Consider the following 14,558-nt stretch of genomic DNA (forward strand, 5'->3'; position numbering starts at 1 on the left):
TTATTTCCCCCATAAAAACTTGATCAAAGCACGATCAACTTGTGAATTATTGTGTAGCTTACTGTGTTGCCCCATTTTACCACGGATCTCTTTTTCTTGATAACTTTTAGCGCGGGGACTGACCAAATAGCGCAATGTTTGGGCTGATCTGACTGGAACGGGGCCATCAGACTTACTTCCATCCAAAACATCACCATAAATGTTCAATACCTTGGCCCCGGCTGGATAGGTCTCACGTAAAACTAAAAAATTCTCAAAATCACCCGCTGTGACACTAGGCTTGCCCGCCTGATCAAGTGTCACCTCAGCTGGCATTTGATCGACTAACCCATTAGGAAAGGCGGCCAAGGCTACTTGTTCATTTAATTTAGGTAGCTCAAGATCAGAAGCGTTATCGCGCAAATAAAATAAGATCGCTGAATTACCCAGCGAATGCCCGACAAAGTTTAGCTTTTTAAATTTATACTTAGTTTGTAAAAGTTCAACCGCTGTTTTTAAGTATTGCGCTTCCATCATCGCATTGACGTTCTTGTTATTTTCAAAATTGATCTCAACGAGCGGATCCTTAGCATTTTTAGGCAAATTCCCCACTAAATGTGCTTGCCCATAAACATCGACATCAATGCGCACAACGGTTTTAGTCACTTTAGCTTTGAGAGCTGCCTTGACCATGTGCTCCTCTGCCCGGTAACTACTTCCCCAACCGTGAACAAAAAGCGTCGGGATATTTTCTTTAGCTTGGACGGTCTGCGTGCTAAACATCAAACACGCCACGAGGCCCAATAATATTTTTAGTATTTTTTTCATCGTCTCTTTAAATAATCATCCTTTTTAGCTTCAACGAGCGCTTCAACTTGTACCAGCGAAAGTGGCTGACCAAATTTGGGCTTAGTTGTTAAATAATCAAACTCTGGTGAATCCACACCAACATTGATATTTTCCTTAGCATTAACGGCATAGTGATGGATATGACCGTGTAAATTGATGATCTTTGGTGCGATCCCAAGCATCAGCGGATAGTGGGTCAGATAATATTGCCGATGATCGTATTTGATCAAAGCACCTACATCATGAAAAATAAACTTCGGCTTGCCGTTGACCTCATAATTATGTTTGGCTAAATATTTAAATAAAGCGCGATTATCATGATTTCCCTTGATCAACACTAAATTGCCATTCAAGCGTTTTAAAACGTCATAAACGTCTTGATGTGACTTTCTTTCAGGTCGGATAAAATGCACAGCTATATCCCCTAGATGATAGACGGTATCATTTGGAGCGACCACTTTATTCCAATTTTCGATGATCGTTTCGTTCATCATTGACGCTAACAAAAAGGGGCGAACGGCAAAATCCGTAATCCCCAGCAAATGTTCGTCAAAAAAATGCGTATCTGAAGTTACAAATATCATCTCATTTCCCCCTCGCTTATGTTATTTGGTAGATAAATTCTAAACTCTGTTCCTTTTTTAAGCTGAGACTTTACGGTGATCTGACCGCCGTGAAGTTCAACTATATTTTTGACCAATGCCAGCCCTAGCCCGACACCTTGAGTATTTGTTTTGTTCCGGGCGGTCTGCACTTGATAGAATTTGTGCCAGATCTTTTCTTGCTGGTCTAAAGCGATCCCTGGTCCGTCATCTTTGATCGTCAAAAGATGTTCGTGACCATTATTAGTCAAGCTGACCTTGACCCTTGTTTTAGCAAACTTTAAGGCATTGCTCAATAAATTATCCACCACACGCTGCAATAAAAGTTCATCGCCTAGATAAGGCTGGTGCTCTGTGATCTCACATATCAACTTGAGTCCACGTTGCTCAAAGATCTTTTGCTGAGCAGTTACCCGCTCTTGGATCAATTGGGCTAGATCGAGCTGATTTTTCTTGAATGTTTGTCCGTTTTCTAATCTAGTCAATTCCAAGATCTGATCGACTAAGTTTTTCATCATGGTCGCTTGCTGTCTAATGATCTGCGCGGATTCTTTGAGTTCAGCCTCATCTTTAGCATATTTATCGGCATATTCACTTTCAGCTAAAATAACAGCTAATGGCGTGCGCAACTCATGTGATACATCATTATTAAATTGACGTTCTCGTTCAAATGAACGCTCGATCGAAGCCAACATCGTATTAAAAGTCAGTGCTAAACGGCTCAATTCATTATTTTGCTCTGAAACTATGATCCGTTTAGAGTAATCTTGGCTCAAAGTGATCGCTCGTGCTGTTTGAGTGAGGTTATCTACTGGTGCGATCGCTTTTTTTAAAATGCGATATCCTCCAAAAACGATCCCCACAACTAAAAAGGGGGCAACTAAGAAAAGGGCGAGCAAAAACATCTTTAGCTCATGACTCAAACCAGCTTTGACTCTGATCGCTCGGAGCCACTCAGTGCTATCTTTGATCTTAACATCAAAATACTGATAAGTTATGTTGCCATTTGTCGCCTCTTTTAATTGTTCATCAGTAAAACCACGTTTAGTGTCAAAACCACGTGGCAGACTTCCACGAATACGCTGATCATTTTTGTTATAGATCACATAATAGATCCCGTCATCAAAATTTTCATAATCCTCGATCTCTTGGCCAAGTTCCAATGCGGAATGTTGCAATTTTTGTTGCCCTTTGCTATCGCCTAGATTAACGCCGATCACATAAGCCACACCTAACATCAAAGCAAAAAATATCACGATAAACACACTGTACCAAAGGGTGACTCTATAAACGATACTCCCCTTATGCTTCTTTGATAACATAACCTAAACCTCGTTTTGTCTTGATCAAAGCTGGATCTTTTGTCTTTTTACGGATATTTTTGACGATCACATCAATGATATTTGACTCACCTTCATATTCAAAGCCCCACACATGCTCGCGGATCTGGTCTCTTGTTAAGACTTGTCCTCGATTGCGACATAAATATTCCAACACTTCGTATTCTTTAGCTGTCAGCTCGATCAAAGTCGCTTCCTTTTTCACCTGCTTTTTAGCAATATTTATCGTTATATCACCTATTTGGACCGTATCGCTCAAAACGTCACGCTTTTTGCGGCGCAACATCGCTCTGATCCGTGCCAATAACTCTTCAAACTCAAACGGCTTTACCAAATAATCATCTGCTCCTAGGTCAAGCCCTGTTATCCGATCAGCTAAAGAATCCTTGGCTGTCAACATGAGAACGGGAACTTCATCACCTTGTGTGCGTAATTTTTTGATAAAAGTAAAGCCATCCATCTGGGGCATCATCACATCTAAAATTATCAGATCGTATTCTACACCTAATAAATGATCTAAAGCTTCCTGACCGTCAAAGGCGGGATCGACACTATAATTTTGTGTTTTTAATAACTTTACTAAACTGCGATTCAGCGCACGGTCATCTTCAACTAGTAAAATTCTCATCTTTTTTTCCTCCATAATTTACCTTTAGCCTAACTTAACAAAATTAATTTGTAAATATATCCGCTATTCATCTTGTGTTCATCTTTTGCTTCTATACTAAAGACATCAAATAAAGAAAGTAGGTATCAAAAATGAACAATTTAAAAACAAAAGTCTTGCTCGCTTTAGCAGGCCTGACCTTGACGGGAGCCAGCGTTTTACCAGCCACTACTGCTTTAGCTGATAGCACTGACAAAAATATCAGTACTAAGATCAGCTTTGAGCAAGCAACAAAAACAGCCCTAAAAGAAGCCAAAACCGGTAAGATCACTCAGATCGAACTTGAAAACAAGAAAAATAAGCCCGTCTATGAAGTTACGATCTTAGACGATAAGACTGAAAAAGAATACAAGATCAACGGCAACAGTGGCAAAGTTATCAAACATAGCACAGAAGATATCAGTGCTGATAAAGAAGATGTCAAATTGAGCCAAGCAACACCTAAACTTTCACTTAACGATGCTGAAAAGAAAGCCAAAGAAAAATATAGCTCAGCTAAATTGCGTGAGATCAAACTTGATATCGAAAATGGCAAAACAGTCTATAAAGTAAAATTGCAAGATAATAACAAAAAGATCAAGCTCGTTTTAAATGCTGATGATGGTGCGATCATCAGTGAAAAAACTAAATAAACCAAATAGGCCTACCTCAGCATAAGAGGAGGCTTATTTGGTTAAATCTTGCTTTTTTATGATCGATTTGTTTATCTTTATACCATAAGTTCTGACAACGTCCATTTTTACTCATAAAAATATCTCAATTGCTTTGAGAGCTTTAATTTAATACGCTAGAAATTTCACAGCCAGCACTAGCTTAGCTCAAAGAATTAGAAGACGAGAGCAAAACTTTGAACATCAAGAAAAAAATATTATCTCAACTGCCACAGAAGCTTTATTCTCAAACACCTCAGACCTATCAATTGTAAAAGCCTTAAAATTTTTTCTATAATAGAGTGACGGCTTGAATCCAAAAGGACCGCCAATCTGTAACGGAAGTGAATATATTTTATGCAAATCACCGAACTCTTACCCGAATTGATCACTAAGCTTGCACCGACTGGGCCTTTTCCAACGGATGTCTCAGCTCAATTTGCTTACTGGCGCCAACTTGTAACTAAACGCCAGCCAGGAGACTTACCCAAACATTACTTGCAACAAGAAGATCAATTGTTAGACCTCATCTGGCAAAAGCGAGGCCACGTTGAATTAAGCGAACTGACTGAGTATCGACCTGGAATATATTTGGCAAAGGGTGATCTAACACGTTTAAAAGTCGATGCAATCGTCAATTCTGCTTCAGACCAAATGCTTGGTTGCTTTGAACCAGAACATATCTGTTTGGACAATGAGATCCACGTGCTAGCTGGAAGTCGCTTACGTGAAGAATGTGCTTTACTGATGCAACACTCTCGGCTAAAGCCTGGCCAAGCTCGGATCACCGCTGGACATCATCTACCAGCAAAACACGTCATTCATGCACTAGCACCTAAAGTTACGGGCGAACCGACCTTAGAACTGCAACAACAACTAGCTACTTGTTATGAAGCTACTTTGACTTTAGCGTTAGAAAATGACCTCCACTCGATCGCTTTTTGTAGTCTAGGGACTGGACATAAAAATTTCCCCAGCCCTTTAGCTGCTCAGATCGCACTTGATATCACTGAAAGTTTTCACGCCAAACGTCCCGAAATAAAGATCATTTTTTGCCCTTACAAAGATATTGATCATAACCTTTACCACTATTTATTAAATAACTAGACTAAAAAAGGAACTGAAACTTCATGAGTCTCAGCTCCTTTTTGGTTGTTGGTGACTATTTATCAGATCGCTTTTTTCTTTACCAATTGTTCAAAGCCCCTAGGCCACCAGTTTTAAGTAAAGTTTGTAGGTGGCAGAGTTTAAATTTATTTTTTGAATTTGAATGCTTTGACTGTTAAGATCAGTGCAAGCATCACCAGTAAACTTACTTGGCCCCAAAGTGTCTGAAAGATATTACCTGTGAGTGGTAGATGGACCAAGGTCGCCGCAAAAGCTAAGGCTCCAATGTAGAAAAGCCCACTACTAAAGTGATCGTTCCACTTAAAATATAGCACCAGATAGATCACAAATAACGCCCCGATCCCCCACAATGTTGCGGGCCCAAGAGGATAGATCAAAGTTTTTGGCGTAAAGTAGTCACTCAATAACAATACCCCTACGTAGGCCATAAATGCTACCCCAACGCCTAAATAGCTCCGCCACGAAACACGCTTGAAAGCATCAATAGCTAGCAAAGTAAGCGTGACATTGAGTAAGATGACCATCCCGACTATCTCGATCATATATGCGATAACATTGATCTCAGTATGCGTAAACGCTAATAATGTTATTAAGCAAAAGATAAATACGTTCAGACTCAATTTTTCTCTTAAGTTTGCTTGCTTATCACTATTTATTTCAGTTACTAGTTCATCTGCTGCTGCTTTAGGGTCAGCGCCAAAATATTGTTGCGCTGATCGTCCGTTTGCTTGCGCTTCGAGCATATCCTGTAAGATCTCTAACAATACCGCTTCTGTTACTAGCTCATCTTTACCTTTTATCCGTAAATATAACAAAAGATTTTCATAATACTTTCGATTCTCACGCGTTAATTTTTCACGCAGCTGGTTATTTTTTTCGCTCAATGGCTCCATCTTTACTTCCCCCTGTCTGTTCGATGACCGCTGTTACGGTCGCCGTAAGCTGTTGCCAATCGGTAATAAATTTTTGGATCTGCCTTTGACCACTAGTGGTTAAGTCATAGTATTTTCGCCTTGGTCCCTCACTTGAAGCACGTAACTGACTTTTTAAATAGCCTTGCCTTTCTAATTTTTGCAAAAGAGGATAGACTGTCCCTGCACTGAGATCCAAAAATCCTAATTGCTGTAACTTAGTGACTAATTCATAGCCATAAAACTCTTGTTGGCTGATCACTAATAAGACACAGCCCTCCAACGTTCCTTTCAACAGTTGTGAATTATTCATCAGCTCATCCCCCTACGCCCCAATTATATATTTTCTCCGCTACTATGTAAAGCATAATAGTGGAATATCCCCGTAGATGATCGTTTTGTCTGATATAACCAACTGGTGTAGTCACGATATAGTGCTAAGCGATTTTCACGTGAAACATTTTGCCAACATAAAATGTCAGCGATACCATTACTATTGACAAGATCGCCGTAACCGTTCACTTTTTTTCTCGCATCACCATCTGCACGCCAAAACTTCTTTGCTTTCTTTCGTAGATCAGATTCAAGTGGATTGACCCCATCAAGATTGCCATGCGAATAACGATAGCGCCATGGCACGCGCCCTTTTCCATGCGGGATCCCATAATTAAAAGATTCAGTATCCGCTAAAGCTCGCAATTCTGAGACTTGGTATTTTTCAGGATCTGAACAAAATCTCCCTGTTTTTTCCTGCTTGATCACGTTCCACTGACTGACAAACTCCAGTGTATCGATATTGATGATAAATTCCACCATTCGGGCATCGTTGAGCCGCGAAAAATACCCGTAGCTCGAGTTTTTAGCCAGTTGCACCTTCATATTTTCTGGCACAAAGTCAATTTGTTTAGCTAAGTGCCGATTATGATAATTTGCCCCAGTCTCAAAATCCAGCTCCACGCCACATCGCTTAGCATAAACTGCTAAACGCCAAAAATCATTAGGCAAAAAAGGATATGTTTGTCGTAAATAACTGATGGCTTGCCGATCGAGATAACCCCGGAAAAGATTTAACCGGCGAGCAAGATCAGAGTTTTCTTGAGCTAACGGTTGACTATTTTTAGGCGCTCTTCCATATAAGCGCAAGACTAATGCTCTAAAAAACACATTAAATTCAGCTAATGGTGCAAGATCAGTCCAAATATGATATTTAGCCATCGGGGCAAGTTGTAAAAAGTTATGTTCATCTACATATGTTCCTAAATGATCCAAGACTAACTGAATCTTCAAGCGCACTGGCAACAAAGAGCGCTTTAACATCTTGGTATATAGTGGCGTCCCAACTTGATGGATCTCTTGCCAACAAGCTAGCGTATCGTTAGCTTGTTGGCGACAATTTTGCCGATAATAACGTAAACTGCGCTTATCCCAACCTTCTTTAGCTAAATTTGACAATTGTTGCTCTAAAGTCATCATCTCCATCGCATTCCTTTCGCTTTTTTAGTAACAATATCATGAAATCCACTTTCTTTTCACGCAAAAAAGCCGGAGAGAAGTCCTCCGACTTTTTTACATGTATTTAGGCATCATGAGTAGGATACCGTTATTTTTACAGAGCTGATCGTTTTTTCACACTTTATTTAGTATAGTCGACGTCTTTTGTCTCTTTAGTCGTCAACCAAGCTACAACAGAGGCGACCGCTAAGACAAACATATAAAGTCCCGCTGCATGTGCTCCAAAACTGGCGATCAACCACGTCGTTACTGAAGGTGCTACTGCAGCGCCCACAACTGCAGCTAGATTGTAAGTGATCCCCGCACCTGAATAACGAACTTTGGTCGGGAAAAGTTCAGGTAACACGGCTCCCACCGGTCCATATAGCGTTCCCATGATGACAAAACCAACACCTAAGAATAAAAACATCCCCAAAACGTTATGCTGACCGCTTAAAAAATACGGAAAGACTAACGAAAAAACAACTAATCCAACAGTTGCAGTCAACAATACCTTCTTACGTCCGATCTTATCAGCCAACATCGAAGTCGTCATGATCAAGACCGCAAATTCAACGATCGCTCCCATCAAAAATAACAACATCTCCGAATGACTAAAGCCCAGTGCTGTCGTCGCATACGCTAAAGACCATGTCGTCAAAGTATAAAACATCGCATATGTTCCCCCCATGATAAATGTTCCTTTGACGATATCTTTCCAGTAATCAGAAAATAATTCCTTCAATGGGGTCTTAGTTGTCGTATCATTTTCTTGTGCCAGCTGGAATAATGGTGTCTCTTGCAGATGATGACGCACATAAAGTCCGATCACCACTAAAACAGCTGAGACCAAAAACGGGATCCGCCAGCCAAAGACTAACATCTGTTGGGCGCTCAACGTTTTTTCAAGCACAAAGAACAGCCCGTTACAAAGGAAAAAGCCGATCGGAGCGCCAACTTCAGGAAAGGCTCCATATAAAGCTCGTTTATCAGCTGGTGCATTTTCAGTTGCAACTAATACCGCCCCTGACCATTCTCCGCCAAGCCCGATACCTTGCACAAAACGACAAGCACATAATAACAAAGCTCCAAAGACACCGACACTGCTATAACCTGGCAAAAAGCCGATCGCGATCGTTGAGACGCCCATCACTAGCATGGATAGCACCAAGGTCTTCTTGCGTCCCAAACTATCCCCAAAGTGTCCAAATAAAAATGATCCTACCGGCCGGGCTACAAAGGCGACCCCAAATGTCAATAAACTCAAGACCGTCGCCAGCAATGGCGTCATCTGTGGAAAAAAGACTTTAGGGAAATACGCTGCCGCAGCTGTTCCATACGCATAAAAATCAAAAAATTCAACGGCTGTTCCGATCATCGAAGCCAAGATCACTGTCTTGACTGAACTTCTAACAACTTCTGTTTCTGACAATTTCGATTCTGATTCCATCATGATCAATTCCTCCCCTTTAGTATGTGATCTGTACTTCTAATATCTGCTCTGTCCCCCTTTTTTGATTTAAGTCACAAAAAAGGCGTAGCGACTATTGTTGTCAAACAGTCGCTACGCCCAAAAGTCGAGCCTGCTCCTGTCTGCATCTCGGTGATGCAGACAGGCCAAACTATCCGCACCACCTACAAAATGATCCGAATAATAATAATGCTATTGTTTTGCATTTGTTTGGTAACAGTACTCATCTTTTTTCGCCTCACTTAAATTTGATAGTCAGAGTTTAGCACACTCTAAATTAAAACACAATCAGAAAATTAATTAAAATTTTAAAAACAATGTTGTAATTCCTTGTTTTTCCTAACATGAAAGCGTATAATTTGAAAAAATATTTTTTTGAGGATGTGAAAAAATGCAAGAAAAATTACACACCGGCGAACTTTACTTACCGACTGATGAAGAACTCGTAGCTAAACAGACAGCATGTTTAGAACTGCTATATGAATTCAACCAGACCCGCCCTAGTGAACAGGCTAAACGACAAGCTTTGCTGCAAAAAATGTTTGGTAAGATCGGATCTAATTGCTACCTTGAACCACCTTTTCATGCTAATTTTGGCGGTAAGCATTGTTATTTTGGTGACCACATCTATGCCAATTTCAATCTGACCGTTGTTGATGATACTCATATCTATGTGGGTGATCACACCATGTTTGGTCCTAATGTGACACTAGCAACTGCTGGGCACCCGATCTTGCCTGAATTAAGAAAACAAAACTATCAATACAATCAAGCGATCCATATCGGTAAAAATTGCTGGCTCGGCGCTGGGGTGATCGTTTTACCCGGTGTTTCGATCGGCGATAATACTGTTGTAGGTGCTGGTAGCGTCGTTACTAAAGACTTGCCGGCAAATGTCGTTGCTGTAGGGGTCCCTTGCCGTGTTTTACGCCAGATCACTGAACACGATCGCAAATATTATTTTAAAAGATCCCCGATCAACTGGGGGGATATTTCATGAATCCACAACCACTTTTATTTGCTAAAGCTGCTAAACTCGAAACAAAAAGGCTAGTTTTACGTCCAGTGTGTCTCGCTGATGCCAAGGATATGTATGAATATGCTAGTGATCCGCAAGTTACTAAGTGGGTGAGCTTTCCCACCCATCAGACCTTAGATGAGAGTAAAGAAGCGATCGCTACACACTTTATGGCAGCTCCCTTGGGTAAATGGGGCATCGTCTATCGCGATACAAATAAATTTATCGGGACGATCAGCTTGATGGATCTGACTGCATTTAGTGCTGAGCTTGGTTATGTGATCAACCGTAACTTTTGGGGTCAAGGGCTCGTCCCAGAAGCTGCCCGTACTTTGTTAGCCTTGGCTTTTGATGAGCTCAACTTAGCCCAAGTCCATGCGGTCCATGCAACAAAAAATCCTAATAGTGGTCGAGTCTTAGAAAAGATCGGAATGCGTCCAGTAGAGATCTTTCCAAACTACATCACACATAATTTTTCCCCTACTGATGTCAAGATCTGGGTCATCACTAGAGAACAGTATTTAGCAAATAAGCACCAAAGATAGAGCTACCACATTGCAGTAGCTCTATTTTTTAAGTTTATGTTAACCGGTTGACATAAACAAAGATAGCATGGTATAACTTAAATATACAAGAAAGCGCTAACAACAATATGTCAACCGGTTAACACAAATAAAATATTTGGAGGGAAAAAAGTTATGGACTTACAACGTAAACTACGTGAACTCAAAAATCCATCATATCTACAAAGTTCGACTACGATGCTCTTATTCTTTGCTTCATGGGGTATTTGGTGGAGTTTTTTCCAATTGTGGTTAACATCTGAGCACAATGGTCTAGGACTCTCAGGTAGTGCTGTCGGAACGATCTTTTCGATCAATTCGATCGCTAGTTTAGTTTTGATGTTTCTTTACGGGACGATCCAAGATAAATTATTTATCAAACGGCATTTATTGATCTTTAACGCTATTTTAGCAACTTTGACCGCTCCTTTTTTCATCTTTATTTATGCCCCTTTGCTTCAAAGTCATTTTATCGTAGGTGCTTGGGTCGGAGCGATCTTTTTATCGGCTGCTTATCTTTCGGCAGTCGGTGTCTTAGAAGCAACCACTGAACGTTTTTCGCGTGTTTTTGGTTTTGCTTATGGTCAAGCACGGGCTTGGGGCTCATTTGGATATGCGATCTCAGCCTTACTTGCTGGCTTTCTCTTTGTCAAAGACCCTCGGCTAAACTTCATCGGCGGTTCACTTATCGGGATCTGCTTACTGTTAGATCTCTTATTCTGGCGCCCCAAAGAAGAACGGGCTGCTTTAAAAGCGATCGATGAATTAAAAAGCGACGATGCAACGCCAAAGTTAAAGGACATGGTGGGGCTCTTAAAGATCAAAGTTCTCTGGCAGATCATCTTCTTTGTGATGTTTTCTTGGACTTTTTATAACGTTTTTGACCAACAAATGTTTCCTGAATTTTATACTAGTCTCTTTTCATCCAATGCTGTTGGCCAAAAAACTTATGGGACTTTGAACAGTATCCAAGTTTTCGTCGAGGCTTTGATGTTAGGCTTAGTTCCACTTCTCATGAAAAAGATCGGTGTCAGAAAGACCCTTTTACTAGGAACAGCGATCATGTGTTTACGGATCGGACTTTGTGGCTTTATCACTGATCCGATCGTGATCTCTGGCGTTAAGATGCTACATTCGCTTGAAGTTCCACTCTTTGTGCTCTCGATCTTTCGATACTTCACATTGCATTTTGACACCAAACTATCAGCAACGCTTTATATGATCGGTTTTCAGATCGCTGCTCAAGTAGGACAAGTCATCTTATCGACACCACTTGGGATCTTGCGCGATAACATGGGCTACAGTATGACTTTCAAGATCATTGCCTTGATCGTATTGCTCACTGGGATCTATGGTTTCTTTATCATCAAAAAAGATAACGAATTTGTCAATGGTCAACCCTTAGAAAAATAATAAAGGAGACTTTTATATTATGAAAAAAATGATCGAATTAACTAACGACCGCTACCGTTTAGGCTACCATGTCAGTGCCCCTGCTGGTTGGATCAATGACCCAAATGGCTTTTGTTACTACAAAGGATACTACCACATCTTTTATCAATATCACCCTTATTCAGCTGATTGGGGCCCAATGCATTGGGGCCATGCCCGAAGTAAAGATCTAGTCCATTGGGAAAGCTTACCGATCGCGATCGCTCCAGATACAAAAGCCGATGAAGATGGCTGCTTTTCTGGCAGTGCGATTGTTAAAGATGATGTCTTATATCTTATCTACACGGGGCATCATTACTATGATGATGGTGATCCTGATCACTTTTGGCAAACGCAAGATCTTGCTTATAGTACTGATGGGATCAATTTTACTAAATATGAAAATAACCCGATCATTGCCTTGCCGCCAACTGATAACACCCACCATTTTCGCGATCCAAAAGTTTGGCAAAAAGATGACTTTTACTACATGATCCTAGGCAGTCAAGGTAAAGATGGGCACGGTCGTGTGATCACTTACCGTTCCAAAGATCTAAAAGACTGGCAATACCTAGGTGCGATCACTAAAGCTAAGGCACTAGCAACTGAAGGCTATATGTGGGAATGCCCCGACTTTTTTGAACTAGCAGGTAAAGATGTTTTACTACTTTCACCGCAAGGAATCGAAGCTGACGGGCAAAAATACCTTAATTTATTCCAAACAGGTTATTTTGTCGGAGAATATAACTATCAAAAAAATAGCTTTAGTCATGGATCATTCACCGAACTTGATCACGGACATGATTTTTATGCGACTCAAACGATGCTTGCCCCAGATGGCCGGCGCTTAGTCTTTGGTTGGATGGATATGTGGGAAAGTGACTTTCCTGAAAAGGCTGACGGTTGGGCCGGAGCTTTGACTTTACCACGTGAATTAATTTTAAAGGATGACAAACTTTACATGCGTCCGATCAAAGAACTAAGTCAATTGCGAACTGCCAAACTTGCCACCTGGGATAAAAATTTGACGCAAAAAACTTTGCTCTGTGAAGGTGAAAAACAAGCCGAGCTCGAGCTAACACTTGACTCTGCTGATTTTAGTCTCACCTTAAATGATCCCAAGACAAGTGCTCAAATAAAGCTTTCTTTTGACCAAAAGACGCAAACTTTTATCCTTGAAAATGGAGATAAACGCTACGCTACGATCACTTCAAAAAGTAAGCTCAAATTACAACTCTTTATCGATACTAGCTCACTTGAGATCTTTATCAATGATGGAGAAGCCGTTTTTACTGAACGCTTTTATTTTGAGAAAACACCTGAAGTCTGGCTAGATACGAGAGCCAAATGTGGTATGCAGCTCTATCGTTTAGGTAAGGCGATCACTTTTGATAAACACTGAGCCTAAAAGTTTGTTAAAATAGATCGCAAAGGAGGCGAAGACATGCGCCCAAAATTAGAAGATGTCGCCAAATTGGCCAATGTATCTAAAACGACAGTCTCACGAGTCCTAAATAACCGTGGCTATCTGAGCCAAGAAACGATCGACCGTGTTTATCAAGCCGTAAAAGAGCTAAACTACCAGCCAAATGTAGTCGCACGTCAATTATACAAAAAGCAAACACGCATCATTGGGCTTCTTTTCCCAACGATCGCTAATCCTTTTTTTGGTGAATTAAGTGCCGAGCTTGAAAAAAGGCTTTATAACGAGGGGTTCAAAGTTTTGATCGGTAATTCGATGAATGATCCTAAAAAAGAAGCACACTATTTAAACCAATTACTGACTAAACAAGTCGATGGTTTGATCGTTGGGACCCATAATCGCGGGATCAAAGAATATAATTACTCTCACCTACCAGTTGTTGCGATCGACCGTAATATGAATCAAGATATTCCTGTGATCGAATCAGACAACTATAACGGGGGCGTCTTAGCTACGACACATCTGATCAACCAAGGAGCTAAAAAGATCATCCATACAAATGGTCCGATCGAATTAGAGTCACCTACCAAGCGGCGCCGTTTAGCTTATGAAGATACGATAAAGGCTTATGGTTTAACGCCGATCACAGTAACCGTTGATTTTAATATCCCCTATATCGAGAAAAAAAAGATCTTTACTCAGATCTTTAAAGATCACCCCGATCTTGATGCTATTTTTGCCTCAAATGATGTTGATGCCGCCCTGATCATGCAAGTTGCACTAGAGCAAGGCCTGCATGTCCCTAAAGACCTATTGCTCGTCGGCTACGATGGAACTCAGATAATTCAAAACATCTTACCTGGGCTTACTACAGTCGTCCAACCGCTCGAACAGATCGCTCAAACAGCGATCACCGTGCTCAAGCAACGCTTAAATAATGAGCCAACTGACACTGAATATATCTTGCCTGTAACTTTACACAAAGGCATCACTGGTTAAACAAAAAAGCCGAGACTAGTAGCATATAAGCTATAT

Annotated in this window: 15 protein-coding genes; 7 read left to right on the plus strand and 8 right to left on the minus strand. The window is 40.8% G+C overall.

All coding sequences use genetic code 11. From position 1 onward, the window contains the following. The 4 genes from CPS94_RS07590 to CPS94_RS07605 are packed head-to-tail and all read right to left on the minus strand — an operon-like array spanning position 1 to position 3,398. Positions 1-762 (minus strand): alpha/beta hydrolase, encoded by a 762-nt coding sequence (locus CPS94_RS07590; RefSeq protein WP_238145335.1) that lies wholly within the window; start codon positions 760-762, stop codon positions 1-3. Positions 763-803: 41 nt separating this feature from the next. Continuing rightward, positions 804-1,412: a metallophosphoesterase gene (locus tag CPS94_RS07595; protein ID WP_112193407.1), complete on the minus strand. Its 609-nt coding sequence runs from the start codon at positions 1,410-1,412 to the stop codon at positions 804-806. Then, complete coding sequence (locus tag CPS94_RS07600; protein ID WP_112193409.1) at positions 1,409-2,752, minus strand: sensor histidine kinase; 1,344 nt, start codon at positions 2,750-2,752, stop codon at positions 1,409-1,411. Before CPS94_RS07600 ends, CPS94_RS07595 begins: the two co-directional genes overlap by 4 nt. Continuing rightward, the gene (locus tag CPS94_RS07605; protein ID WP_004050512.1) at positions 2,733-3,398 is read right to left on the minus strand and encodes a response regulator transcription factor; all 666 of its coding nucleotides are present in this window, start codon (positions 3,396-3,398) and stop codon (positions 2,733-2,735) included. The genes CPS94_RS07600 and CPS94_RS07605 overlap by 20 nt, the downstream gene beginning before the upstream one ends. Before the next feature lie 131 nt (positions 3,399-3,529). Between CPS94_RS07605 and CPS94_RS07610 the strand changes: the two genes are divergently transcribed. Beyond that, the gene (locus CPS94_RS07610; RefSeq protein ID WP_112193412.1) at positions 3,530-4,069 is read left to right on the plus strand and encodes a PepSY domain-containing protein; all 540 of its coding nucleotides are present in this window, start codon (positions 3,530-3,532) and stop codon (positions 4,067-4,069) included. 375 nt (positions 4,070-4,444) lie between these two features. Beyond that, the gene (locus CPS94_RS07615) at positions 4,445-5,194 is read left to right on the plus strand and encodes a macro domain-containing protein (protein WP_112193415.1); all 750 of its coding nucleotides are present in this window, start codon (positions 4,445-4,447) and stop codon (positions 5,192-5,194) included. A gap of 146 nt (positions 5,195-5,340) precedes the next feature. Here the strand turns inward: CPS94_RS07615 and CPS94_RS07620 are convergent, their stop codons facing one another. The 4 genes from CPS94_RS07620 to CPS94_RS07635 form a co-directional block, all read right to left on the minus strand. Then, the gene (locus CPS94_RS07620; protein WP_112193417.1) at positions 5,341-6,108 is read right to left on the minus strand and encodes a DUF1129 domain-containing protein; all 768 of its coding nucleotides are present in this window, start codon (positions 6,106-6,108) and stop codon (positions 5,341-5,343) included. Beyond that, on the minus strand, positions 6,083-6,439 hold the full coding sequence (locus tag CPS94_RS07625; protein WP_112193419.1) for a PadR family transcriptional regulator: 357 nt from the start codon (positions 6,437-6,439) through the stop codon (positions 6,083-6,085). Before CPS94_RS07625 ends, CPS94_RS07620 begins: the two co-directional genes overlap by 26 nt. A 23-nt stretch (positions 6,440-6,462) precedes the next feature. Then, the gene (locus CPS94_RS07630; RefSeq protein ID WP_112286456.1) at positions 6,463-7,605 is read right to left on the minus strand and encodes a DUF3114 domain-containing protein; all 1,143 of its coding nucleotides are present in this window, start codon (positions 7,603-7,605) and stop codon (positions 6,463-6,465) included. A 154-nt stretch (positions 7,606-7,759) separates the two neighbouring features. Continuing rightward, positions 7,760-9,070, minus strand: coding sequence for an MFS transporter (locus CPS94_RS07635; RefSeq protein ID WP_369947016.1), 1,311 nt, complete (start codon positions 9,068-9,070; stop codon positions 7,760-7,762). 409 nt (positions 9,071-9,479) lie between these two features. On the opposite strand from CPS94_RS07635, the gene CPS94_RS07640 reads away from it, so the two are divergent. The 5 genes from CPS94_RS07640 to CPS94_RS07660 all read left to right on the plus strand — a co-directional run bounded on the left by CPS94_RS07640 (position 9,480) and on the right by CPS94_RS07660 (position 14,522). Continuing rightward, positions 9,480-10,088 carry a sugar O-acetyltransferase gene (locus CPS94_RS07640; protein WP_112286457.1) on the plus strand — a complete coding sequence of 203 codons (609 nt, stop codon included), beginning with the start codon at positions 9,480-9,482 and terminating at the stop codon, positions 10,086-10,088. Then, positions 10,085-10,651 carry a GNAT family N-acetyltransferase gene (locus CPS94_RS07645; RefSeq protein WP_112286458.1) on the plus strand — a complete coding sequence of 189 codons (567 nt, stop codon included), beginning with the start codon at positions 10,085-10,087 and terminating at the stop codon, positions 10,649-10,651. Before CPS94_RS07640 ends, CPS94_RS07645 begins: the two co-directional genes overlap by 4 nt. 153 nt (positions 10,652-10,804) lie before the next feature. Beyond that, positions 10,805-12,082 carry an MFS transporter gene (locus CPS94_RS07650; RefSeq protein WP_112286459.1) on the plus strand — a complete coding sequence of 426 codons (1,278 nt, stop codon included), beginning with the start codon at positions 10,805-10,807 and terminating at the stop codon, positions 12,080-12,082. Positions 12,083-12,101: 19 nt separating this feature from the next. Next, the gene (locus CPS94_RS07655; RefSeq protein WP_112286460.1) at positions 12,102-13,502 is read left to right on the plus strand and encodes a glycoside hydrolase family 32 protein; all 1,401 of its coding nucleotides are present in this window, start codon (positions 12,102-12,104) and stop codon (positions 13,500-13,502) included. Positions 13,503-13,544: 42 nt separating this feature from the next. Next, positions 13,545-14,522, plus strand: coding sequence for a LacI family DNA-binding transcriptional regulator (locus CPS94_RS07660; protein ID WP_112193446.1), 978 nt, complete (start codon positions 13,545-13,547; stop codon positions 14,520-14,522). Positions 14,523-14,558 lie beyond the last annotated feature (36 nt).

The sequence above is a fragment of the Ligilactobacillus murinus genome (assembly GCF_003288115.1).
Taxonomy (GTDB): Bacteria; Bacillota; Bacilli; order Lactobacillales; family Lactobacillaceae; genus Ligilactobacillus; species Ligilactobacillus murinus.